Here is a 20,680-nt window from a genome sequence, read left to right as displayed (position 1 = left end):
TTATTTAGTGGTAAAATAAAACTATAGAATATTGTGTTATTTTAAGGAGGAAAACATGAAGAAGAAATTAATACTGAATTTAATTGTTGCAACTTTTTTAGGTATAACCATGATAGGATGTTCTAATAGGACAAACGTACAGGAGGAAAAGTTATACACTGAAATAAAAACTCTCCAAGAAAATAATAATGAATTAAAGGACAAGTACAGCGGTTTAGATAAAAAATATAAAACACTAGAAAGTAAAGTAAAAGATCAAGTAGCAATAATTGAAATGTTTAAAGAAAACAAAGAGAATGATAAATATGAATTGATACCTGCGTACACTGCTAATGTGGAGACTTATAAGCAGGAAATAGGCTTTTATATGATAATGCCAAAAGATAAGACATTAATTCAAAAGCTTAACTTAATTGCGGGGGAGTTATCGAGTTACTATTTTAATAATTTGCCTATTGAAGTGACTAAAGTAGAAGAGGTGGAAGGAAAGAAAATAGTCGTAGTTAATATTAAGGAATCAAAAGACAACGAAGGAATAAAAGATGTTGCTCTCATGAAATCACCCACCTGGGCAACGGGCTTTCTACAGGGATCCGCTGGAGGGATTACGACAGAAGACAGGCTTATAGAAACCTTTTTACAAAGGGATTATAAGGGAGAATGGATTGACGGAGTAAAATTTTTATATCATGAAAAAACTATAGAATTTGAACATGTACCAAATTTAGAAAAAGTAAATTATAGATAAAAGGAAGAACCTACTATGAATAATATACAATTGAAAATGAAATTATTAGAGGGTATCTTTGGAGTGTGCAGATTAAGCAGTGAAGATAATATTCCACATTGGTGTCTCCAAAGTGAAATTTATTCTATTACAAAGACTAAGGATGAATTATCTATTCTCTGTGACTTAAAGTTTATTCCCCAGGGAATAAAGTGTGAAAAACCATGGAAAGCATTAAAGGTAGAAGGGCCTTTAGACTTTGCTCTTATAGGGATACTTTCAACAATTAGTACCTTACTTGCTAAAAATAGTATTAGTATATTTGCTATTTCTACTTATGATACTGATTATATTTTAGTTAAGGAAAAAGATATGGATAATGCTATTAAGGTACTGTCTAATGAGGGATATATAATTAAATAATATTATATCATATCAGAAAGGCTTAATATGAATATGGAAATAAAGGACCAAAGAGAATTTTTTAATAGAACTTATGAAAGCTGGAAAATAAATAATTCAGATGAAAAGGTGAATATGGCAAAAAAGGCTGTAAATTTATTAAAGGTTTCTGATGGACATTCCTTTTTTGACGTTGGAGCGGGGACAGGTATCCTGTATTATGCTTTAAGAGATAAAAAATTAAGTGAATACGTAGCTGTAGATATTTCTGAAAATATGTTAAGCGAATTAAGATTAGCTTTTCCTGAAGCTAATACAATGTGCTTGGATTTTGATAAAAAAATCATATTAAATAAAAAGTTTGATTATGTAGTTATTTTTAATAGTATTCCTCACTTTGAAAATATGAATGTAGTATTTGAGAATGCTAAAAGTGTATTAAATAAGGGAGGAAAATTTTCAATAGTTCACGGAAGGACTAGAGAAGGATTGAAGCTACATCATAAAAAAATAGGCTACTCTACAACTAGAGAGCCTATTCCTAATAATGAAACTTTGAATAAATTAAGTAAAGAATACGAATTTAAAAACGTAGAAATATTAGACCAAGACTTTTTTTACTTTTCTTGTAAAAAAGATGAATAGTTAAGTTAATTAAAAATCCTTTTCTAGCTTAACTATTCTCCATTTATCATTTTCTTTACCAACTGTAAGAACAGCATTCCATATATATTTATCTTTAGCGGAAGTTGTAGCAGTAAAGGTTATAGTATACTTCCATAAGTTAGGGGCAATTTTTTCTTTATTAATTTTATAACTTTCAACCCAAGGGCTTGAAGCACCGGTAACCCAAGATTGGCCAACGGATTTAAAAAATTCATCCTTTAATGATTTATTGAATACCACATATTGCAATACTCCATTTCTAGTTTTAACACCTTCTGCCCAAAGATTAGCCACTTCATCAGGGCTAGCTGGGGTAAAAAGTGTTGCAAATTCTTCAAACATTTCACATCTAGCTTCCAATTGCATCTTATCTGTAGGGTACAATCGAATTCTATTTTCATCTTTATCATAAAACACATCTATCCCTAAATTCCACCTTAAAGCTTCTTCATTAACATAAACAGTATTATCTTTTACAAAAAAATCACCACTATTAGGAATTTCTTTCTCCATTATAAAAACTTTAGGAAGGTTCATACCATACACTATGCTACTTAATCCAATAATTAATAAAAATGCAAAGAATAATATTTTCTTCTTCAATTTAAATCACCTCATTAATACATTTATTTTATTGTGTGTAATATAAGAGAGAGATAATCTGTAAAAGATTATTAACATTGGAAATTTCATGTTAAGATAATAATACTTTTAACGAGAATAAGATAAAGAGTAAATTTATGGAGGATTTTAGGTATGAACATATCTTCAATAGCAGGAAAAAACTTTAAAGATTTTGCTAGAGAAACTAAATTTGTAAATAACGAAGTTAAGCTTTTACAAAAGGAGAAAATGAGAATACAAGAACAAATACAAAAGATAAATGAGGAAAAAGGAAATGATAAATCCAAGGACGAGATAATTAAATCTTTAAAAGAAGAGATAGAAAATATAAATAAGCTTATTCAACAAAAGCAAATGGAAAAGATTCAAAAGATTAACGATAAAAAAAATAAAGAGGCAAGTAATAGTTCTAAGGAAGATGATGCTTGTTGTAAGGAAATGAAGCAATTCGCTGAATTTGGCACAAATTATAAAAAAATTAAGTCTATTAATAAAGTGAAAACTAAAATTCAAGGAGAATCTCGTATATTAAAAAAGGAAGCAGAACTAGATAAAGGCAGAGGTAAAGTTGAAATAGCTAAAGCAAAAGAGGAAAAAGCTGATAAACTTGATAATATGGCTAATGCTATCAATAAAAAAATTAAAGAAATAACTGAAAAGATTACCAAACCTACTGAAAAAGATGTTAAGGATGAAGAAAATTCTATTGTAGAAAAAAACAATGAAGCCACATCGCCTAAAGAAATTGATGCTTTAGCTTAAATTAAAATGCACTACATTTATTTTAATATGTAGTGTATTTTTAAATTATTATATTTTACAGAAAATTGATAAAAATTATTGACCATTACCTAAGGTTATAGGGTAAAATGATTATTATAGATGGTATTTTAAATGAGAGAGGGGTAATAGGATGAGAAAAAATAAATTGCCAATGTACATAGTAGATTCATTTACAAATATTTCATTTGGAGGGAATCCAGCAGGAGTATGTATACTGAAGGAAAAGATTGATGATGAAAGCATGGCGCTTATAGCTAGGGAAATAAATTTATCTGAAACGGCTTTTCTAGTAGTAACAGAAGAGGATATAAAAAATAAAAACAATAAATTAAGCCTAAGATGGTTTACGCCAAAGGTTGAAGTATCCATGTGTGGTCACGGTACTTTAGCTACGGCAAAGGTTTTATTTGAAGATCTAGGGTTTGAAGGAGAAGAAATTCATTTTAGTACCCAAAGCGGAGTTTTAGTAGCTAAAAAAGATAAAGATGGAATTATTTTAGATTTCCCTATGGATGAATATGAAACTGTAGAAGCGCCTAAGGAATTATTAAAAGCTATGGGAATCAACAGTTATAAAGAAGCAGTTTACGGAAAAAATACAAAGAAATTAGTTATAGAAGTAGAAAAGGAAGAGGAAATCATAAATCTAAAGCCAAACTTTGAAGGCATGAAAAATTTAAGTTTTGCTCTTGATATTAAAGGGATAGGGGTTACTACTGAGGGAGAGAAATATGATTTTGTAACAAGATATTTTAATCCTTGGGCAGGAATAAATGAAGATCCAGTAACAGGAACTGTGCATACAATACTTGGGAGATACTGGGGAGATAAATTAGGGAGAAAAGAATTTAGAGCATATCAAGCCTCAGAAAGAGGAGGAGAAATTGTCATAAAGCTTCTTCAAAATGGACGTATGGAAATGATAGGTGAAGGAGTTATAGTTTTAAAAGGTGAAATTTTTTATTAGGAGGATGGAAAAATGTTTAAAGAAGTAAGAAGACAAGATAGAATTTTAGAAGAAAAAGATGCCATGGAGATATTAAAAAATGGGGAATATGGAGTATTATCTATGGTTGGAGAAAATGGATACGGATATGGAGTACCAATGAGCTACACATTAGTTGATAACTCAATTTATTTTCATTGCGCAGTTGAAGGTTTTAAATTAGATAGTATACAAAAAAACAATAATGTTTCCTTTTGTGTTGTGGGTAAAACTCAACTTCTTCCAGAAAAATTTAGCACTAAATACGAATCTTCTTTAGTTTTTGGTAAGGCTTATGAAGTTATAGAAGAAGAAAAGGAGAAGGCTTTATTATCTATAATAGAAAAATATTCTCCAGAATATTTAGAAGCAGGTGCTGAGTATATAAAAAAAGCTGCTCATAGAACAAAGGTAATAAAAATAGTCATAGAAAAGGTTACAGGGAAAACTAGAAAATAGGAAGGATAATATGTTTAAGCAAAATAGTATAGAAATTAATAATGAAAAATATATTATAAGAAACTTAAATATAAAAGACAAGAATATAATACAAAAATTATGTGAAGATTGTACTGACTATTATAATATTGTTTCAGGAGAAGAACCTAAAGAAGATACTTGGAAAGAAATTTTAGAGGATTTACCTCCAAATAAAACCTATGAAGAAAAGTATGTTTTAGGAATATTTAAAGATAAAAATTTAGTTGCTATAGTGGATTTAGTACGTGATTATCCAGACAAAGGTGAATGGATTTTGGGATTACTACTTATACATCCTATGGAAAGAAGAAAAGGATTAGGGGAAAAAATAAACGGATTAATAAGTAATATGGTTAAAGATAACAAAGGGACTAAATTAAGAATTGGAGTAGTAGAGGACAATAGTAAGGCGTTAAATTTTTGGAGGAATATAGGATATTTAGAAGTTAAAAGGGTAAATTTAACTATTGGAAATAAAGAAAATATAGTAATAGTAATGAATCATTCCGTGGTTTAATTAATATTTTGGAGGGGAAAATGAAAAAATTAAGTAAGCTTATTGCTATAATAATATCTATTCTAGCAATAATTACATTCCTTTTAATTCTACCCACACTTAAATTAAAGACCAATGCTATGAAAACTAAGGAAAGCCAGCATTTTAATTTTTATTATGAAGAAAAAGATAAAAAGGCTATAGAAGATATTGAAAAGGCCTTGGAGAACATGTATAAAAGTATAAATGAAAGCATGGATTTTACAAATAGGAGTAAATCTAAGGTTTACATATATGGTGATTTAAAAACCCTTCATAAAAAGAAGTATGGATATTTAGGCACTATGTTAGGTCCAGATTGGTATATTGGAGATAATATTAAAGATAAAATAATTATAGTATCACCACTAAACCCAGGAACTGAACATAATTATGAAAGTATAGTACAAGCTGCTGTTCATGAATATGTTCACACCGTAGTATATCAAATTAATAAGAAGGCACCTAAGTTCTTAAATGAAGGGTTAGCAGGCTATTTGTCAGGAAATACAAAACCAAATTATAAAATAAATGCTATTCCAACTATTGAAGATACTAAAATAAGTAATCCCATAAAGTTTGGAAATAGTGGAATGTATGGAGCATCCTACACCTATATTCACTTTTTAGAGGAAGAGTATGGCATGGATAAAGTGTTAAGTTTAGTTAAAAACCCTAAAGACTATGAAAAAATATTCGGCGTATCTGAGGATGATATATATAATAATTGGATAGAATTTATAAGGAGAGAATACGCAGAATAGGAGATAGATAAAAATGGAGGGTAAAATTGGTTTTGTTATAATACATGGTTTTGCAGGTGGACTACAAGAAATAGAGCCATTAAATTGTTTTTTAAAAGATAAGGGATATTTAACAGCTTGTCCGGTATTAGATGGGCATACAGGTATGAGAAAAGATTTAAAGAAAACTAACTACGAAGAGTGGATAGCTTCTGCAGAAGAAAGCTTATTAGAACTTAAAAAACAATGCCATAAGATATTTGTAGTAGGCTTTTCTATGGGAGGGCTTATAGGTGTTAACTTAGTCTTAAAGCATAAGGTAGAAGGAATTGCTACGCTATGTGCTCCTATATATTATTGGGATATAAAAAGAGTTTCTTTAAATATAATAGAGGATTTTAAGAAAAGACAATATAAAAATCTTCAAAAATATTTTAATGCAACAGTGAGAATACCTTTGAAAGCCATGGTTAATTTTAGAATACTTCTTGCAAAAACTAAGCCTCTTATAAAAGAAATTAATTGCCCTATATTTGTAGCTCAAGGATTAATTGATGATACAGTGCACCATAGAAGTGGTAAATATATTTATGATAATTCAGCTTCTAAGATGAAAAAACTAAAATACTATAAAAACTCAGATCATATAATTTGTTGTGGAGCTGAAAGAGAAGCTCTTTTTAATGATTTATATGAATTTTCAAAAAAGGTTTTAAATAAAGGAGAAAATTAGATGGATTACAGAAGATTTGGAGATAAATACCTTATAAGATTAGATAAGGGCGAGGAAATAATAGAATCTATTAAAGAAATATGTATGAAAGAAAAAATTAAGCTAGCATCTATAACAGGAATAGGAGCAACTAATGATATTACCATTGGTATATATGAATTAGATAAAAAGTATTACAATAAGCAAAGTTTTCATGAGGATTTTGAGATAACATCTCTTACAGGAAATGTTATTTTATCAGGTGATGAAATAATACCTCACATACATGTAAACATAAGTGATAAAGATTTTAAGGTTAGAGGTGGTCATTTAAATTCAGCTATTATAAGCGTTACTTGTGAAATAGTACTAAATGCAATTGAGGGGGAAGCCAGTAAGTATCTTAATGAAGAAATAGGAATCAAGTTGATTAAATTTTAAATAAGATCTGGGGGAGGGTAATCATGGGTATTTTTGGACCTAGCTTAAAAGAAGTTTGGGCACAGTTAAGTGAGGAAATTAATGGGGATTTTACCGAGGGAGGTATATTTTCCGTCCCTAAAGTTATAGTGAATAAGGACTACTGGGCTATACTTTTAGATACCTACACAGTATCCACAGGTAAAACCTCAGCTACTTACACTAGATTTAGAGCCGCTTTTTTAAAAAATCAGGATATTTATTTTAAAATATATAAAGAAGGCATTTTTAGTGATTTAGCAAAAATGTTAGGGATGCAGGATATAGAGATAGGTATTGAAGACTTTGACAATAACTTTGTCATAAAAGGAAATAATGAAGAATCTATAAAGAATATATTGTCTATCACAGAAGTTAGAAATTTAATACAAGCACAAGATAGAATAAATCTAGAGATAAAAGAAAGTGGAGGATTTCTCGGTCCTAAATATCCAGAAGATGTAGCCATATTAGAATTTACAGGTAGTGGAGTCATAAAGGATATAGAAACTTTAAAAAGTATATTTAAGCTATTTGAAGTTATATTAAATAGAATGGCTGATTTAGAAATAATTCAAAGAAAAAATCCAAATGTGGAATTATAAAAAATTGCAGAGCAATTTTTAAATAGTTTTTAGTGTTTTAGTTAATGTGGAAATTCCTTATAAGGAATTTCATAGAAAAGAAATCCCCCCAAGGGGATTTCCACCACAACTATAAAACTAATTATCTAAAAAACTAAATAAAATTGCCCTGCAATTTTATTTCACGTAAATCATATTACCAATTCGAGCTGTCATAGGTCTAGACCATATCCATTTATTTGTAGCACTATCGTCAAAGTAGTATAAAGCACCCTTGCTTGCGTCTACCCCAGATAAAGCCTCTTTAGCAGCTTTTTTAGAAGTTTCGGTAGCAGGTTTGTTTATCCAACCATTTGAAACAGGGCAAAATTGGTAGTATCCATTGCTTTTTTCATAAATTACAGAAGAAATGGTATTTGGGAACTGTGAACTTTTTACTCTATTTATTACAACAGCTGCTACAGCTACTTGGGCATTATAAGGTTGATCCTGCGCCTCTGCTGTTACAAGTCTTGCTAAAAGATCCAAATCAGCAGCAGTATATTTTATAACTGGATTAACTGCTGAAGTACCTACATTAGAGTTTGTCTTAGGTACATTAAGAACTTGTCCAATATAAAGTGTATCGTTCCATTTATTATTTGCTTTTCTCAAATCATACAAGCTTATACCATATTTTTTAGCGATTAAATATAAGCTATCACCACTTTTTACAGTGTAAGTTTCACAAGGAACTTTTAGTACTTGTCCAGGATAAATATTACTTCCTGCAATATTATTACTTGCCATTAAATTGCTTGATGTGGTATTAAAAACCGTTCCTATCTTGTATAGAGAGTCACCAGAAACTACAGTATAGTTTCCTGCAAATGCTGGACTATATAAGGTTAGTGTTAAACCTAGCGCAGTTAGAAATGTTTTTAAAGATTTTCTTTTCATCATTAATAAACCTCCTCTAAATTGCCTCCCAGGTTAGTTGACGGGTTCGGGTCAGAGGTACCCTACTACAATGTGAGATTCACCCCAAAAGTATCCCCGGTACTTCATAAGAAGATTCGGCGTAGTTTTTATGAACTAGTGCCATTTTAACAAAGGGTTAGGAGACATGTCCATGGTGGAATTTTGGTAACTTAGGTTAATTGTGGTCTATTAGGTGATATAATATTTAGGTAGAATAAGCGGAAAATAGGCAAAAAGGAGAATATAATTATGACAAAGGATAAATGGATAGAAGATATTGAAGAATTAGCCTTAGAACTTCCTAAAAGGCATAAAAATTTATTTTTCTATAAGAAAGAAGAAGAATTTTATGAGGAAATTGAAGGATTAAAAAATAATATAGATAATCACGATAGCTATGAGATTGCAGTAAACTTAGGGAAAATTGTTGCATCCTTTAGAGACGCTCATACCTCCCTTAGTTTGCCAGTAAGGTTATTGTATCCCATGGAACTATACTGGTTTAAGGATGGAATATATGTAACTCATACTCTTGAAGAATATAAAGAAATGCTAAATTGTAGAATAACTCGTATAAATAATATAGAGATAGAAGAGATTATAAATATTTTAAGCGAAATTGTGTCCTATGAAAATCAATGGCTTTTAAAATCTCAACTACCTAAGTTTTTACCTGCAGTAGAAATTTTATATGGCTTAGAAATTATAGATGATTTCGGAAGTTTAGAGCTTACATGTGAAGACAAAAATGGAATAGAGAAAACATTAGAAATTAGCCCTCTATCAATAAAAGAGGTTAGAGAAAAATTAAAATTATCATCCATTGATAAAATCAATCTGACTTTATGTGAAAAAAGCTCAGATAAATATTACTGGTTTGAATACTTAGAGAATTTAAAAACAGTATATTTTAAATATAATGCTTGCAGAAATATGGATGAAATAAATGTCTATGATTTCTGTGACAAATTAATTAAATTCATAGAAGAAAAAAATGTAGAAAAGCTTATTATTGATTTTAGAAATAATTTTGGTGGAGACTCTAGATTATTAGATCCTTTTATTGAGTATGTAAAAAGCTCTAAAACAATAAACAATAAAGGTAATTTATTTGTAATAGTGGGGAGAGAAACCTTTTCTTCAGCATTATTAAATGTATTTTCTTTAAAGGAAAATACAAAGGCTATATTTGTAGGGGAAGGAAGCGGTGGAAAACCAAATTGTTATGGTGAGGTAGAAAGATTTAGTTTAAAAAATTCAGGCCTTACAGTTTGCTATTCAACAAAGTACTATAAAATTATAGAGGATGATGATTTACCATCATTTATTCCAGAGATAATGGTTGAATTAGAGATAAAGAACTATATAGAGAAGAGAGATCCTTGCTTAGAGAGGATTTTGGCATGGAATTCATGTAAGATATAAATTGAAAATATGGTATTTACTAAGGAGAAAGGATGTATAGTAAGATGGATGATAATGTTCTAAGGTATATAGAAAAACAAATTGATAGAACTATAAATAATTTAAAAAATCACAATATGGAAGGATTTTTTGTTAAGGATGAAATAGAGTTGATAGGACTTTTGAAAGAACTTATAGCTGAAAATTCTACAGTAGGCGTTGGTGATTCTATGACACTTTTTGAAACAGGAGTTATAGATTTTCTTCGTGAAGGAAACTATAGATTTTTAGACAAATACAAGGAAGGAATTACAAGGGATGAAAAGAAGGAACTTTATATACAAAATTTTTCTACGGACACTTTTATATGTAGTACAAATGCGCTAACTGAAAATGGGGAGCTTTATAATATTGATGGTAATGGTAGCAGAGTTGCACCAATGATATACGGCCCTAAACAAGTTATTCTAGTAACAGGAATAAATAAAATTGTTAAGAATATAGAAGAGGCAGAAAAAAGAGTAAGAAATTACTCAGCTCCTATTGATGCAAAAAGATTAGGTAAAAACTCCCCATGTACTACATTAGGTTATTGTATAGACTGTAAAAGTCCAGATAGAATATGCAACGATTTTGTAATTATAAAAGGACAATTTATTAAGGGAAGAATAAAGGTAATTATAGTAGGAAAACCGTTAGGTTATTAATAAAGGCTATATGTATTAAATAAATATCATAGAAAGCAAATAAAAATGAATTATAAAAGGAGTGAATTTTGGGAATGGGGAAAAAAAGAGTGTTTCTTTTAACACTTTTAACACTAATGATTATGCTACAAGGAAGGGTTTACGCGAATTCATCTTGGCATTGGGTAACGGTAAGTCCCAAATTAGTTTTGCCAATTGCCATAATTTTAACTTTAGTCATAGAAACTTTTATAATTTATAAATATGGAACGGTTCAAGGGAAGGATAAAGTATTAATAGTAGTAGCACTTGCTAACATTGCTTCATTTGTTTTACCATACATAGAAAGAGCTAAGAGATTCATGGCTGTAGCGGGACACTGGTATTATGCATGGATTAAAGCTTTTGACAGCGGACCTTATTATATTGTTCTAACAGGGTACTTAATATTAACTTTAATTGTAGAATTTCCCATAGTATATTTAGTATTAAAGAAGTATTCAAAAGATAATAAAACATTAGGGAAAGCCATTCTTGTGGCAAATATAATTACAACGCTCATAGTTGCTGTATTAGAAAGATTACTATGTCATGGACGATGGTAAGAAATTTTATAGAGAAAAATTATTTTACATAAACGGAGGAATAAAGTGAGTACTGATATAAAACATAAAAAAATTATAGAAATTGTTAAAGATGAACTAACCTGTTCAGCTCATAGTTTAGATCATGTATTTAGAGTTTATAACCTTTGTCTATTACTTGCAAGATATGAGGAAAATGTTGATTTAGAAATTCTTATTCCTTCAGCATTATTACATGATATTGCAAGAGTAAAAGAAAATGAAGACAAAACAGGAGAAGTTGATCATGCTACTGTAGGTGCTGAAATGGCACAAAATATACTAAAAAATTTAGGATATGAAGATAAAAAAGTTGAAAACATAAAGCATTGTATAATTACCCATAGATTCAGAACAGGAAATGAACCAAGAACCATAGAAGCAAAAATACTTTTTGATGCAGATAAATTAGATGCTATTGGTGCGACTGGCATAGCACGCAGTTTCATGTTAGCAGGGCAATTTGGACAAAGATTAGTAATTGATGAATCTCTTAATGATTATTTAAGTGAGAACACTTCTAACAATGGAAGAGTAAAGGAAATGTCAAAGCACACACCTTTCATTGAATACGAAGTAAAATTAAAAAAAGTGCCTGAAAAACTATATACAAAAAAGGCAAGGGAAATAGGCATAGAAAGGCTTAAATTTATGGAAGAGTATTTTAATACATTAAGATTAGAGATGGAAGGAATTAAGTAGAAAAAAATAAGGTATAATTAAATTTATAGATTTAGTATGTGTATTTTATAATACTAATTAATAGAAATTATTAGGTAGGGAGGTGGATTATTATAACTTATAATAATTTAAAAGATATACCTATGTATTTTAATTGGAGTAAGATTGAACCAGTACTTAAAGGGTGGTCAGAGGATAAGAAGTTTTATATTGAAGATAACCTAGGAGAAAATTTTTTGTTGAAACTATCTGATTTGTCAAAGTATGAAGTCAAACGACTTGAGTATAATTATATAAAAAAAGTTGCAGCATTAGGAATAACCACGTCAAAGCCAGTAGATTTTGGAATAAGCTCAAATAATGGATATGTATATTCATTATTCACTTGGGTAGAGGGGGAAGAGGCAGAGTTAGTACTATCTAAATACAGTGAGAAAGAACAATATAATATTGGTCTAAGAGCAGGAAACATATTGCAGAAGATACATACTATAAATGACTACAATTGTGAAAAAGAGTGGTCTGAAAAATATAAACAAAAGATTTATAAGAAAATAGAACAATATGGTAATTCGCCCATTAAATTTGAGAATGATAGCGCTTTTATAAACTATATAAAGGAAAACATATCATATTTAGATAATAGGCCTCAAACTTTTCTTCATGGAGATTATCATGTGGGAAATCTTATAATTTCACCAAAAAGAGATGTTGGGGTAATAGATTTTAATAGAATGGATATCGGAGATCCATGGGAAGAGTTTAATAGGTGTGTATTCTCATGTAGAGTGAGTATTCCCTTTGTTATAGGACAGATTCATGGATACTTTGATTGCAATGTACCTGATGAGTTTTTTAGATTGATGGCACTATATATTGCTACAAATACAATTTCTTCAATTCCATGGGCAATACCTTTTGGAGAAGTAGAAATAAAATATATGATGGATAATGCAAAGAAAGTTTTTGAATGGTATGATGGTTTTAAAACATACATTCCTTTATGGTATAGAGAATATTAGTAGGACAAACAAGTTTAAATTTTACATAATTAAAAACTATAATTTATGAGGAGAGAGAATTTATGAATGAAGCAAAATTACAACGTCAATGGATGAAATCTAATTTTACAGAATGGGATGACATAAAGTCTGATCAGGAAAAGAAACTACCTCAACCTTCATTGCAAAAACCTTATAATGAAAGTGATGAACTTATAGATTTACCTGAAATAAGTGAAAAAATATTAAAGAAAACGAATATATTAGCTATTATTAAAGATAGAAAAAGTCATAGAAAGCATATAGAAGAAAGTTTATCACTAGAAGAATTATCTTTCCTTCTTTGGGCAACACAAGGAGTGAAGACGGTGTCAGCTAATAATTATGCCACAATGAGAACTGTACCTTCTGGAGGAGCAAGACACCCCTTTGAAACATATTTAGTTATAAATAGAGTTAAGGGATTAAAAAAAGGAGTATATCTTTATTTGCCTTTAACCCATCAATTAACTTTCCTTTTTCATGAGGAAGATTTAGAGGGAAAATTAACAGAATTAACACTTGGTCAGTCCTTTGTAGGAAAGAGTGCTGCAACATTTATATGGAGTTGTATTCCTTATAGAGGAGAATGGAGATATCATGTTTCAGCCCATAAGACCATGCTATTAGATGCAGGGCATTTATGTCAAAATCTTTATCTTGCATGTGAGGCCATTGGCTGTGGGACATGTGCTATAGGTGCTTACGATCAGATTGCAATAGATAAGTTTTTAAGAATTGATGGAGAGGATGAATTTGTAGTTTATCTAGCACCAGTGGGGAAAATATAATCTGGTGAAATAGCTCCAATTACTTTTGTTTTTTATGATATTGCTGATGAAGGAATGACAGATAAAAATTATATAGAAAATTATGGGGTGATGCAAATGTCAACATTTATAGACTTAAGTCATTATTTTGAGGATGGAATGCCAGGTTTTAGAATGAAGGATGAGTTTGGTAAGTTAATACAATACACAGCTCAGATAAAACCTTTTTTAACTCATGAACAGTCAGCACCTAACTATGAAGGAAAGGCTTGTTTTGAGATAACAGAGATAACCTTTCAAACTTCAATAGGTACGTATCTGGATTCGCCATATCATCGTTATCCTAAAGGGAGAGATATTAGTGAAATTCAAATAAATGAAGTTATACTTCCAGGTGTAGTTGTAGATGTAAGAGATAAGGAAAAGTTTGAATCTATAGGAGTTAATATTATTCCTAATGGACTTGATTTAAATGGCAAAGCTGTTTTATTTAATTTCGGATGGGACAAGCATTGGGGAGAGGAAGAGTATTATTCTTATCCATATATATCTGAAGAACTTATAAACTTTCTTATAAATTCAGGAGTAAAGCTTGTAGGAGTAGATACTATAAATATAGATAGCTCTAAAAATCCTGAAAGGCCTGCTCACACTTTGTTTTTAAAAAATGAAATTTTCATAGTTGAAAATTTAACATCATTAGAAAAATTATATGACCATGATTTTAGATTCTTTGCTGTCCCTTTAAAGGCTAAGAAAACCGCAGCTATGTCAATAAGGGCATTTGCAGAGGTGAAATAGGAGAATGTTATGTTAGAAATAATTTAAGGAAGTGAAAATAATGAGTTATGTTGTTAATATAATTTTATTTGAAGAGTTTGAAACATTAGACGTTTTTGGACCAGTTGAAATATTAGGGCGTTTACCAGAAATCTTTAAGTTGAATTTTATATCCTTAGATGGTGGAATTATTTCAAGTTCTCAAAATGCAAGAATTGATACAAGTACATATGATAATAAACATAGTGAAGAGAGCATTTTATTTATTCCAGGAGGAATGGGTGTAAGAGAAAAAGTTGGTGATGAAAAATTAATTAATTTTATAGAAAACATTAGTAGAGAATCAAAATATATTATGAGTGTTTGTACAGGATCAGCTCTATTAGCTAAAGCTGGAATACTAAAAGGGAAAAAAGCTACCACAAATAAAAGAGCTTTCAATTGGGTAATAGAGCAAGGAAAAGACATACAATGGATAAAAAAAGCTAGATGGGTAAATGACGGTAATATATTTACTTCATCAGGAGTTTCTGCGGGAATGGATATGACATTAGGATTTATAGAGTATTTAATTGGAAGGGAAAAGGCTATAGAAATTAGTAATGGCATTGAGTATAAATGGAATGAAGACAGAGAATGGGACCCTTTTGCTGAATTATATGGGTTGGCATAATTAAGTATAATAAAGAAAAGAATAAAAAATAAACATAGCACTTCCCTCAGTTACTTTGGGAAGTGCTATATTTATTAAATTTCAATGTTAAATTATAGATATAAATGAAAATATAGTATAATGGTTTTAAGGTTATATCAAATTAGTTGAAAAGAAAATATGAAGTATAAGAGAGAGGATTAAGGATGAACATATATTTTAAAAATATTACAGAAGAAAATTTAAAAGAATGTATTGACTTAAAAATATCAAAAGAACAAGAAAAATATTTACCACATACTAATGTAGCATCTATTGCCGAATCAAAGTTTTATCCTCAATGGGTAACTCTTGGAATTTATAAAGATGATAAAATGATAGGGTTTGCAATGTATGGAGTAGATGATGAAGAAGCTGATTGTATATGCTTGATCCGATTTATGATTGATGAACAATATCAAGGAAAAGGATATGGGAAACGGGCTTTAGAATTTTTACTAAATAGAATAAAAGAAGAATCAAAACCGAGTAAAATATATTTAAGTTTTCATCCAGATAGTATAGTAGCAAAAAAGTTATACTTAAGCTTTGGATTCACACAGTTCATAACTGGATTTGAATCCGAAGATGAGGTATTTTATGAGATTAATTATAAATATATGTGCAAAAAAAGAAAAGTTATCTTATATATAGCCCAAAGTATTGATGGTTATATTGCTAGAGAGGACAACGATATTAGTTGGCTATCCATTGTTGAGCGGCCTAATGAAGATTATGGATATGAAAATTTTATTAAAACTGTGGATACTGTAATTATGGGGCGAATAACATATGAGAAGGTATTATCTTTTGGTATTGAGTTTCCTTATAAAGGTATGAAATGTTATGTGTTATCTAAAACACTAAAAGGTAATGACCAAAATGTTGAATTTTACAATGGTAATATCAATGATTTAATAAAGAGGCTAAAATGCGAAGAAGGAAAGAATATTTTTATAGATGGTGGAGCAGAAGTAGTAAAAGAATTTAGAAGTGAAAATTTAATAGACGAATATGTAATTTCAATTCTTCCTGTATTGCTAGGAAAAGGAATAAGGCTATTTAAAGAAACAGATAATGAAAACCAAGTCAAATTAGTTGAAAGCAAAACCTTTGATTCTGGTTTAGTACAGCTAAAATATGAAAGAGTGGAATAGTAGCTATGATAATATGGATAAATGGTGCATTTGGCTCTGGAAAATCACAAACAGCTTTTGAATTACATAGAAGGATTCCTAACTCCTTTGTATATGACCCAGAAAAAACAGGTTTTTTTATTAGAAATAATATACCAAAAGATTTCAGTAATAATGATTTTCAAGATTACCCAATGTGGAGAGAATTTAATTTTTCTATGCTAAAATATATTGCTCAAGAATACGAAGGTACAATAATTGTGCCTATGACTATAGTTAATCCACAATATTTTAAAGAAACGGTTGTAAAACTAAGGAATGATGGAATTGAAGTAAAACATTTTGTATTATCCTCTTCAAAAGAAACTTTGCTAAGAAGGCTGAGAAGTCGTGGAGAAGGTAAAAATTCCTGGGCAGCTAAGCAAATAGATAGATGTATAGAAGGACTATCAAATGAAATATTTAAACAACATATAAATACAGAAAACTTATCAATTCAGGGTGTTGTGGAAAAAATAGCTTCACTATGTAACATAGAATTATTACCTGATAATAGAACAAAATTTAGAAAAACATATGATCGTATCATAATACAATTAAAGCAAATTAGGTAAAGTAAAGGTGTGATGAATATGTCAAAACATGATTTTGAAATTATTGATTGTTTTGAAAAAACATATGGTATAGCCAATACTCACTATGGATTAGTATTATTTTAGGAGGCAAAATGATTAAAGGGAAAAATATAATAATAAGACAACTTGAATTAGGAGATGAAGAGTACCTGCATAGATGGTGGAATGACGGAGACATGATGGGACATGCCACACATGCTTTTGGAATATTACAAAGCAAAGAGGCAATACGTCTTAGCACTATAAAAGAAATCGAAAACCATAGTATGTTTCCCAGTAGCAAGAGATTTATTATATGCAGAAAAAATGATTTACAGCCTATTGGAGAAATTAATTATTGTGATTGGGATTCAAGAAATCAAAGGTGTGAGCTTGGAATAAAAATATGTGAAGTAACTGAACAAGGAAAGAGCTATGGAGAGGATGCGTTATATCATTTCGTTGATTTTCTATTTAGGTTTTTAAATCTCAATAAAATTGAATTAACTACCATGATAGATAATAAAAAAGCGCAAGGCTTATATAAAAAACTAGGGTTTAAAGAAGCAGGAATAATTAGAGAAGGGTATGTTGATAGCAGAACTGGTAAATTTCAAGATGTATTATTTATGGATATATTAAAGAGTGAATGGAATGTAATAAAGGATGGAAGAGATGAAGATGTAAAAAATAACTATCAATAATAATTTTTATAATTATAACATTTATTTAAGGGGCGATATTATTGATTAAAAATAATATAAAATCATTCCTAATTCATATAGTAATAAGTATTAGTTCTATAATTATATTTATAGCATTCAATACTTCTCAAGTGAAATGGATATCTGAAGAGGCGGCAAAGAATCATCAGTATAGTATGATTTTTATAGCAGCAGTTAGCAGCATTATAGCAATTGTTTTATATTATTTACTTGGTAAAAAATTTTTAACTCAATATAGAAGCATCTATAAAAATATACTATCAGTTAGTTTAGTAGCTATATTAGGAGGAGTTCTTTGGGGGATTGCATTTAATATTCTAATAACAGAGACAAGTGATATTTTATTGAATTCTGAGTTGTGGAAGATTTATAGCATATACAATGGGTATTCTTTGTTTCTTATCAATGAATGTAAAATTAACAATCCATACTTGTATTTGTTATTTTCGTTTATACCATCAATAGTTATGGGTTTAGGAATAAAATATAAAAAGGAGGAGGTATGTAATACCAGCCTCAGAGATAGAAAAATATAAATTAAGTATAGGGAGTAGACTTATGTATAAATTATTATCCATTTTAAAAGGATTAATAGTATCATATATAACTGTTTTAGGTATGAATTTTGGAGCATTTTTAATGATTAATTCTAAAATGCCTCAACCTGTATCTTCAATAGCCACGGAAAATTCTAATTCATTTGTTTTAATTTTCATACCTGCTATGACTATCCTGTCAATTGCTGTTGGAGAAGTGATAAGTAAAAAAATAAAAAATTCTTTTAAAGCTTTTGCCTATATATTTTTATTTATATTTATTATATTTAATTTTATAGATTTTATTGAACAATTTATATTTGCTGAGAAAGTTGTTTTAGGTTCTTTAATAACACATATGTATTTAAATATATTTCCTGTGATATTTGCGGTAAGCGGAGTTAGAATTTTTTGGAGTTATAAAGTAGAGTAAAGGAGAAGTTAATATGATTAAAAATATAATTTTTGATTTAGGAAATGTATTACTAAGTTTTAAACCTTTAGAATATTTAAGTGGTAAAATATCTGATAAAGATAAGATTGAGGAAATTTATAAAGAAATATTTTTAAGTGAAGAATGGGTTATGCTTGATAGAGGAGTTATAACTGAAGAAGAAGCAGTGAGTAGAATTTGTAGTAGAAGTTTAGAGAACAGTGATTTAATAAAACTATGTATGGAAAATTGGTATGAAATACTTACGCCTAAAAAAGAAATGGTACAAGTCCTAAAGAATGTAAAAAGCAAAGGATATAAAACCTATATTTTGTCTAACTTTCATTTACTTGCTTACGAAGATGTAGTTAAAAGATATGATTTCTTTCAGTATTTTGATGGTGGGTTAATTTCTTATGAGGAAAAATTACTTAAGCCAGAATTAGAAGTTTACAGTAAACTCATTGAGAAATATAAAATAAATCCAAAGGAATCTATATTTATTGATGATACTGAATGCAATATAGAGGCTGCTAAAAAGTTTGGATTTGAAGCAATACTTTTTGATAATATGAAAAATTTAACTGAAAAACTCGCTCTGTATGGTATTGTACATGAGGTATTTAGGTAAACTACCACTAAGATTAAATTATTAGAGGTGAATGTAATGAAAAATAGGAAGTATTTAAAACTAAATAGTAAAGAGTTAAGTGAAAAACTTACACCCATTCAATATAAAGTGACACAAGAAAGTGCTACGGAAAGACCTTTTGAAAATGAATATTGGGATAATAAAAAAGATGGAATATATGTAGATATATGTAGCGGAGAGCCACTTTTTACATCCAAGGATAAGTTTGACTCAGGATGCGGTTGGCCAAGTTTTACTAAGCCTTTAGATAATAATCTTATAGAAGAAAAGAAAGATCTTACTTACAACATGGGTAGAACAGAAGTAAGGAGTAAACTTGGGGATTCCCATTTGGGCCATGTGTTTAATGATGGGCCTAGGGAGAAAGGTGGATTAAGATACTGCATAAATAGTGCATCTCTTAGATTTATACCTGTGGAAAAACTGGAGGAAGAGGGATATGGAGAGTATTTAGATATTTTCAGTTAGTAATTAAATATTCAAGGGGGATATAATGGGAAGTATTAAAGAACTTTATAATAACAATAAAAAGTTTTATAATCGTATAGCTGTAATATCGCTATGTCTAATAGCTATAGGATACTTTAGTATTTTTATGCAAAATGGCATTTATTTTAAGGGAAACTTTTATAAGGAAAAGGTTGAAGGAGAGGTTTATAAATACAAGTTATCTGAAGACAATTATTTTACTGTAAATAAGAGTGATGATATGTATATATTTACAATAAAATCCCCAGGGGAAATGGCCACTATAAAAGTTGAGGAATTTGAAGGTAGATATACTTTATATTATCCAGAAAATAAAATATATAAAGGTGAATATAGAGATGGACGTTTCTATAATGAAGATGGAGGTTTTGAGGCGAATATTTATTTTCCAGGGGTAAATATTTTAAATCAATCCTTTGATGAAAAATATCCCAAAGGTTTTGTAATAAGTACAATAGAAAGAGATGGCTTAAGATTTAGGGGGAATGGAGAAGGATTATTCCTAGCAATTATTTCTCTCGTCATGGGAGTTTTGGGACTGAAATATCCTAAGGAAATGGAGTTTTGGGGATCACGATGGAAGTTTAAGAATTATGAGGACGTGGAATTAACGGATGAATATCTGTCCTTTAATAAAGTTGTAAGTATATTAGCTTTAATAGTATCTTTTATAGCTTTTGCGTTAGCAATAATTAAAACATAAAAGATAGAAATTTCAAATTAGGGACATGCGACCTTTGTGAATGCATGTCCCTTTAGT

General features: G+C 29.5%; 29 protein-coding genes and 1 riboswitch. Of the genes, 27 read left to right on the top strand and 2 right to left on the bottom strand.

Features of this window, described 5'->3' with window-relative positions; all coding sequences use genetic code 11:
• Positions 1–55: 55 nt before the first annotated feature.
• Genes ABDZ69_RS14995 through ABDZ69_RS14985 form a run of 3 tightly spaced genes read left to right on the top strand, consistent with a single transcriptional unit; the run spans position 56 to position 1,774 of the window.
• The gene (locus tag ABDZ69_RS14995; protein ID WP_343770908.1) at positions 56–748 is read left to right on the top strand and encodes a hypothetical protein; all 693 of its coding nucleotides are present in this window, start codon (positions 56–58) and stop codon (positions 746–748) included.
• Positions 749–763: 15 nt separating this feature from the next.
• Positions 764–1,150: an ACT domain-containing protein gene (locus ABDZ69_RS14990; protein WP_343770906.1), complete on the top strand. Its 387-nt coding sequence runs from the start codon at positions 764–766 to the stop codon at positions 1,148–1,150.
• A gap of 27 nt (positions 1,151–1,177) precedes the next feature.
• The gene (locus tag ABDZ69_RS14985) at positions 1,178–1,774 is read left to right on the top strand and encodes a class I SAM-dependent methyltransferase (protein WP_343770904.1); all 597 of its coding nucleotides are present in this window, start codon (positions 1,178–1,180) and stop codon (positions 1,772–1,774) included.
• A 9-nt stretch (positions 1,775–1,783) separates the two neighbouring features.
• Here ABDZ69_RS14985 and ABDZ69_RS14980 read toward each other — a convergent pair whose 3' ends face one another.
• Positions 1,784–2,398, bottom strand: coding sequence for a hypothetical protein (locus ABDZ69_RS14980; protein ID WP_343770903.1), 615 nt, complete (start codon positions 2,396–2,398; stop codon positions 1,784–1,786).
• Positions 2,399–2,551: 153 nt separating this feature from the next.
• On the opposite strand from ABDZ69_RS14980, the gene ABDZ69_RS14975 reads away from it, so the two are divergent.
• From ABDZ69_RS14975 to ABDZ69_RS14940, 8 genes are all read left to right on the top strand, one after another.
• On the top strand, positions 2,552–3,181 hold the full coding sequence (locus ABDZ69_RS14975; protein WP_343770901.1) for a hypothetical protein: 630 nt from the start codon (positions 2,552–2,554) through the stop codon (positions 3,179–3,181).
• Between the two features lie 151 nt (positions 3,182–3,332).
• Positions 3,333–4,169: a PhzF family phenazine biosynthesis protein gene (locus tag ABDZ69_RS14970; RefSeq protein WP_343770900.1), complete on the top strand. Its 837-nt coding sequence runs from the start codon at positions 3,333–3,335 to the stop codon at positions 4,167–4,169.
• A 12-nt stretch (positions 4,170–4,181) separates the two neighbouring features.
• On the top strand, positions 4,182–4,646 hold the full coding sequence (locus ABDZ69_RS14965) for a pyridoxamine 5'-phosphate oxidase family protein (protein ID WP_343770898.1): 465 nt from the start codon (positions 4,182–4,184) through the stop codon (positions 4,644–4,646).
• Positions 4,647–4,656: 10 nt separating this feature from the next.
• Complete coding sequence (locus ABDZ69_RS14960; RefSeq protein ID WP_343770897.1) at positions 4,657–5,184, top strand: GNAT family N-acetyltransferase; 528 nt, start codon at positions 4,657–4,659, stop codon at positions 5,182–5,184.
• 20 nt (positions 5,185–5,204) lie between these two features.
• Positions 5,205–5,966 carry a hypothetical protein gene (locus ABDZ69_RS14955; RefSeq protein WP_343770896.1) on the top strand — a complete coding sequence of 254 codons (762 nt, stop codon included), beginning with the start codon at positions 5,205–5,207 and terminating at the stop codon, positions 5,964–5,966.
• Between the two features lie 13 nt (positions 5,967–5,979).
• Positions 5,980–6,678: an alpha/beta hydrolase gene (locus tag ABDZ69_RS14950; RefSeq protein ID WP_343770894.1), complete on the top strand. Its 699-nt coding sequence runs from the start codon at positions 5,980–5,982 to the stop codon at positions 6,676–6,678.
• Positions 6,679–7,098 (top strand): PPC domain-containing DNA-binding protein, encoded by a 420-nt coding sequence (locus ABDZ69_RS14945; protein ID WP_343770893.1) that lies wholly within the window; start codon positions 6,679–6,681, stop codon positions 7,096–7,098. It abuts the gene before it with no gap.
• Positions 7,099–7,121: 23 nt separating this feature from the next.
• Entirely contained in the window at positions 7,122–7,721 is a 600-nt protein-coding gene (locus tag ABDZ69_RS14940) for a DUF3137 domain-containing protein (RefSeq protein WP_343770891.1), read from the top strand.
• A 156-nt stretch (positions 7,722–7,877) separates the two neighbouring features.
• Here the strand turns inward: ABDZ69_RS14940 and ABDZ69_RS14935 are convergent, their stop codons facing one another.
• Entirely contained in the window at positions 7,878–8,642 is a 765-nt protein-coding gene (locus ABDZ69_RS14935; RefSeq protein ID WP_343770890.1) for a LysM peptidoglycan-binding domain-containing protein, read from the bottom strand.
• A 4-nt stretch (positions 8,643–8,646) separates the two neighbouring features.
• Positions 8,647–8,771: riboswitch (cyclic di-AMP (ydaO/yuaA leader) on the bottom strand.
• A gap of 138 nt (positions 8,772–8,909) precedes the next feature.
• Here ABDZ69_RS14935 and ABDZ69_RS14930 point away from each other — a divergent pair.
• From ABDZ69_RS14930 to ABDZ69_RS14855, 16 genes are all read left to right on the top strand, one after another.
• On the top strand, positions 8,910–10,085 hold the full coding sequence (locus ABDZ69_RS14930; protein WP_343770888.1) for a S41 family peptidase: 1,176 nt from the start codon (positions 8,910–8,912) through the stop codon (positions 10,083–10,085).
• Between the two features lie 44 nt (positions 10,086–10,129).
• The gene (locus ABDZ69_RS14925) at positions 10,130–10,771 is read left to right on the top strand and encodes a lactate utilization protein (RefSeq protein ID WP_343770886.1); all 642 of its coding nucleotides are present in this window, start codon (positions 10,130–10,132) and stop codon (positions 10,769–10,771) included.
• 74 nt (positions 10,772–10,845) lie between these two features.
• A complete protein-coding gene (locus ABDZ69_RS14920; RefSeq protein WP_343770884.1) occupies positions 10,846–11,355 on the top strand; it encodes a hypothetical protein in 510 nt (169 codons plus the stop codon).
• Between the two features lie 45 nt (positions 11,356–11,400).
• Positions 11,401–12,075 carry an HD domain-containing protein gene (locus ABDZ69_RS14915; RefSeq protein WP_343770882.1) on the top strand — a complete coding sequence of 225 codons (675 nt, stop codon included), beginning with the start codon at positions 11,401–11,403 and terminating at the stop codon, positions 12,073–12,075.
• Between the two features lie 122 nt (positions 12,076–12,197).
• Positions 12,198–13,076: an aminoglycoside phosphotransferase family protein gene (locus tag ABDZ69_RS14910; RefSeq protein ID WP_343770880.1), complete on the top strand. Its 879-nt coding sequence runs from the start codon at positions 12,198–12,200 to the stop codon at positions 13,074–13,076.
• Positions 13,077–13,138: 62 nt separating this feature from the next.
• Positions 13,139–13,885 carry a SagB/ThcOx family dehydrogenase gene (locus ABDZ69_RS14905; protein WP_343770878.1) on the top strand — a complete coding sequence of 249 codons (747 nt, stop codon included), beginning with the start codon at positions 13,139–13,141 and terminating at the stop codon, positions 13,883–13,885.
• A gap of 96 nt (positions 13,886–13,981) precedes the next feature.
• A complete protein-coding gene (locus ABDZ69_RS14900; protein WP_343770876.1) occupies positions 13,982–14,665 on the top strand; it encodes a cyclase family protein in 684 nt (227 codons plus the stop codon).
• A gap of 40 nt (positions 14,666–14,705) precedes the next feature.
• A complete protein-coding gene (locus tag ABDZ69_RS14895) occupies positions 14,706–15,317 on the top strand; it encodes a DJ-1/PfpI family protein (protein WP_343770874.1) in 612 nt (203 codons plus the stop codon).
• 185 nt (positions 15,318–15,502) lie between these two features.
• On the top strand, positions 15,503–16,492 hold the full coding sequence (locus ABDZ69_RS14890; protein ID WP_343770872.1) for a GNAT family N-acetyltransferase: 990 nt from the start codon (positions 15,503–15,505) through the stop codon (positions 16,490–16,492).
• 5 nt (positions 16,493–16,497) lie between these two features.
• Positions 16,498–17,085, top strand: a complete 588-nt coding sequence (locus tag ABDZ69_RS14885; protein WP_343770870.1) for an AAA family ATPase — start codon at positions 16,498–16,500, stop codon at positions 17,083–17,085.
• Between the two features lie 113 nt (positions 17,086–17,198).
• Complete coding sequence (locus ABDZ69_RS14880; protein ID WP_343770869.1) at positions 17,199–17,789, top strand: GNAT family N-acetyltransferase; 591 nt, start codon at positions 17,199–17,201, stop codon at positions 17,787–17,789.
• A gap of 41 nt (positions 17,790–17,830) precedes the next feature.
• A complete protein-coding gene (locus tag ABDZ69_RS14875; RefSeq protein WP_343770868.1) occupies positions 17,831–18,346 on the top strand; it encodes a hypothetical protein in 516 nt (171 codons plus the stop codon).
• A 22-nt stretch (positions 18,347–18,368) separates the two neighbouring features.
• Entirely contained in the window at positions 18,369–18,779 is a 411-nt protein-coding gene (locus ABDZ69_RS14870) for a hypothetical protein (RefSeq protein ID WP_343770867.1), read from the top strand.
• Between the two features lie 13 nt (positions 18,780–18,792).
• Entirely contained in the window at positions 18,793–19,410 is a 618-nt protein-coding gene (locus ABDZ69_RS14865) for an HAD family hydrolase (RefSeq protein ID WP_343770866.1), read from the top strand.
• Between the two features lie 36 nt (positions 19,411–19,446).
• Entirely contained in the window at positions 19,447–19,899 is a 453-nt protein-coding gene (gene msrB, locus ABDZ69_RS14860; protein ID WP_343770865.1) for a peptide-methionine (R)-S-oxide reductase MsrB, read from the top strand.
• Between the two features lie 25 nt (positions 19,900–19,924).
• Positions 19,925–20,623, top strand: a complete 699-nt coding sequence (locus ABDZ69_RS14855) for a DUF6199 family natural product biosynthesis protein (RefSeq protein WP_343770863.1) — start codon at positions 19,925–19,927, stop codon at positions 20,621–20,623.
• Positions 20,624–20,680 lie beyond the last annotated feature (57 nt).

This window comes from Clostridium malenominatum (assembly GCF_039521365.1).
GTDB lineage: Bacteria > Bacillota > Clostridia > Clostridiales > Clostridiaceae > Clostridium_AW > Clostridium_AW malenominatum.
The sequence above is the reverse complement of the archived record's forward strand: the minus strand, read 5'-3'. Positions and strand labels throughout refer to the sequence as shown.

Coding starts and splice junctions, on each gene's coding strand:
- ABDZ69_RS14955 (WP_343770896.1), top strand. CDS start 5,205: ATGAAAAAATTAAGTAAGCTTATTGCTATAATAATATCTATTCTAGCA.
- ABDZ69_RS14950 (WP_343770894.1), top strand. CDS start 5,980: ATGGAGGGTAAAATTGGTTTTGTTATAATACATGGTTTTGCAGGTGGA.
- ABDZ69_RS14960 (WP_343770897.1), top strand. CDS start 4,657: ATGTTTAAGCAAAATAGTATAGAAATTAATAATGAAAAATATATTATA.
- ABDZ69_RS14885 (WP_343770870.1), top strand. CDS start 16,498: ATGATAATATGGATAAATGGTGCATTTGGCTCTGGAAAATCACAAACA.
- ABDZ69_RS14945 (WP_343770893.1), top strand. CDS start 6,679: ATGGATTACAGAAGATTTGGAGATAAATACCTTATAAGATTAGATAAG.
- ABDZ69_RS14975 (WP_343770901.1), top strand. CDS start 2,552: ATGAACATATCTTCAATAGCAGGAAAAAACTTTAAAGATTTTGCTAGA.
- ABDZ69_RS14970 (WP_343770900.1), top strand. CDS start 3,333: ATGAGAAAAAATAAATTGCCAATGTACATAGTAGATTCATTTACAAAT.
- msrB (WP_343770865.1), top strand. CDS start 19,447: ATGAAAAATAGGAAGTATTTAAAACTAAATAGTAAAGAGTTAAGTGAA.
- ABDZ69_RS14905 (WP_343770878.1), top strand. CDS start 13,139: ATGAATGAAGCAAAATTACAACGTCAATGGATGAAATCTAATTTTACA.
- ABDZ69_RS14870 (WP_343770867.1), top strand. CDS start 18,369: ATGTATAAATTATTATCCATTTTAAAAGGATTAATAGTATCATATATA.
- ABDZ69_RS14855 (WP_343770863.1), top strand. CDS start 19,925: ATGGGAAGTATTAAAGAACTTTATAATAACAATAAAAAGTTTTATAAT.
- ABDZ69_RS14910 (WP_343770880.1), top strand. CDS start 12,198: ATGTATTTTAATTGGAGTAAGATTGAACCAGTACTTAAAGGGTGGTCA.
- ABDZ69_RS14935 (WP_343770890.1), bottom strand. CDS start 8,642: ATGATGAAAAGAAAATCTTTAAAAACATTTCTAACTGCGCTAGGTTTA.
- ABDZ69_RS14920 (WP_343770884.1), top strand. CDS start 10,846: ATGGGGAAAAAAAGAGTGTTTCTTTTAACACTTTTAACACTAATGATT.
- ABDZ69_RS14900 (WP_343770876.1), top strand. CDS start 13,982: ATGTCAACATTTATAGACTTAAGTCATTATTTTGAGGATGGAATGCCA.
- ABDZ69_RS14890 (WP_343770872.1), top strand. CDS start 15,503: ATGAACATATATTTTAAAAATATTACAGAAGAAAATTTAAAAGAATGT.
- ABDZ69_RS14865 (WP_343770866.1), top strand. CDS start 18,793: ATGATTAAAAATATAATTTTTGATTTAGGAAATGTATTACTAAGTTTT.
- ABDZ69_RS14940 (WP_343770891.1), top strand. CDS start 7,122: ATGGGTATTTTTGGACCTAGCTTAAAAGAAGTTTGGGCACAGTTAAGT.
- ABDZ69_RS14985 (WP_343770904.1), top strand. CDS start 1,178: ATGAATATGGAAATAAAGGACCAAAGAGAATTTTTTAATAGAACTTAT.
- ABDZ69_RS14930 (WP_343770888.1), top strand. CDS start 8,910: ATGACAAAGGATAAATGGATAGAAGATATTGAAGAATTAGCCTTAGAA.
- ABDZ69_RS14880 (WP_343770869.1), top strand. CDS start 17,199: ATGATTAAAGGGAAAAATATAATAATAAGACAACTTGAATTAGGAGAT.
- ABDZ69_RS14990 (WP_343770906.1), top strand. CDS start 764: ATGAATAATATACAATTGAAAATGAAATTATTAGAGGGTATCTTTGGA.
- ABDZ69_RS14895 (WP_343770874.1), top strand. CDS start 14,706: ATGAGTTATGTTGTTAATATAATTTTATTTGAAGAGTTTGAAACATTA.
- ABDZ69_RS14995 (WP_343770908.1), top strand. CDS start 56: ATGAAGAAGAAATTAATACTGAATTTAATTGTTGCAACTTTTTTAGGT.
- ABDZ69_RS14965 (WP_343770898.1), top strand. CDS start 4,182: ATGTTTAAAGAAGTAAGAAGACAAGATAGAATTTTAGAAGAAAAAGAT.
- ABDZ69_RS14925 (WP_343770886.1), top strand. CDS start 10,130: ATGGATGATAATGTTCTAAGGTATATAGAAAAACAAATTGATAGAACT.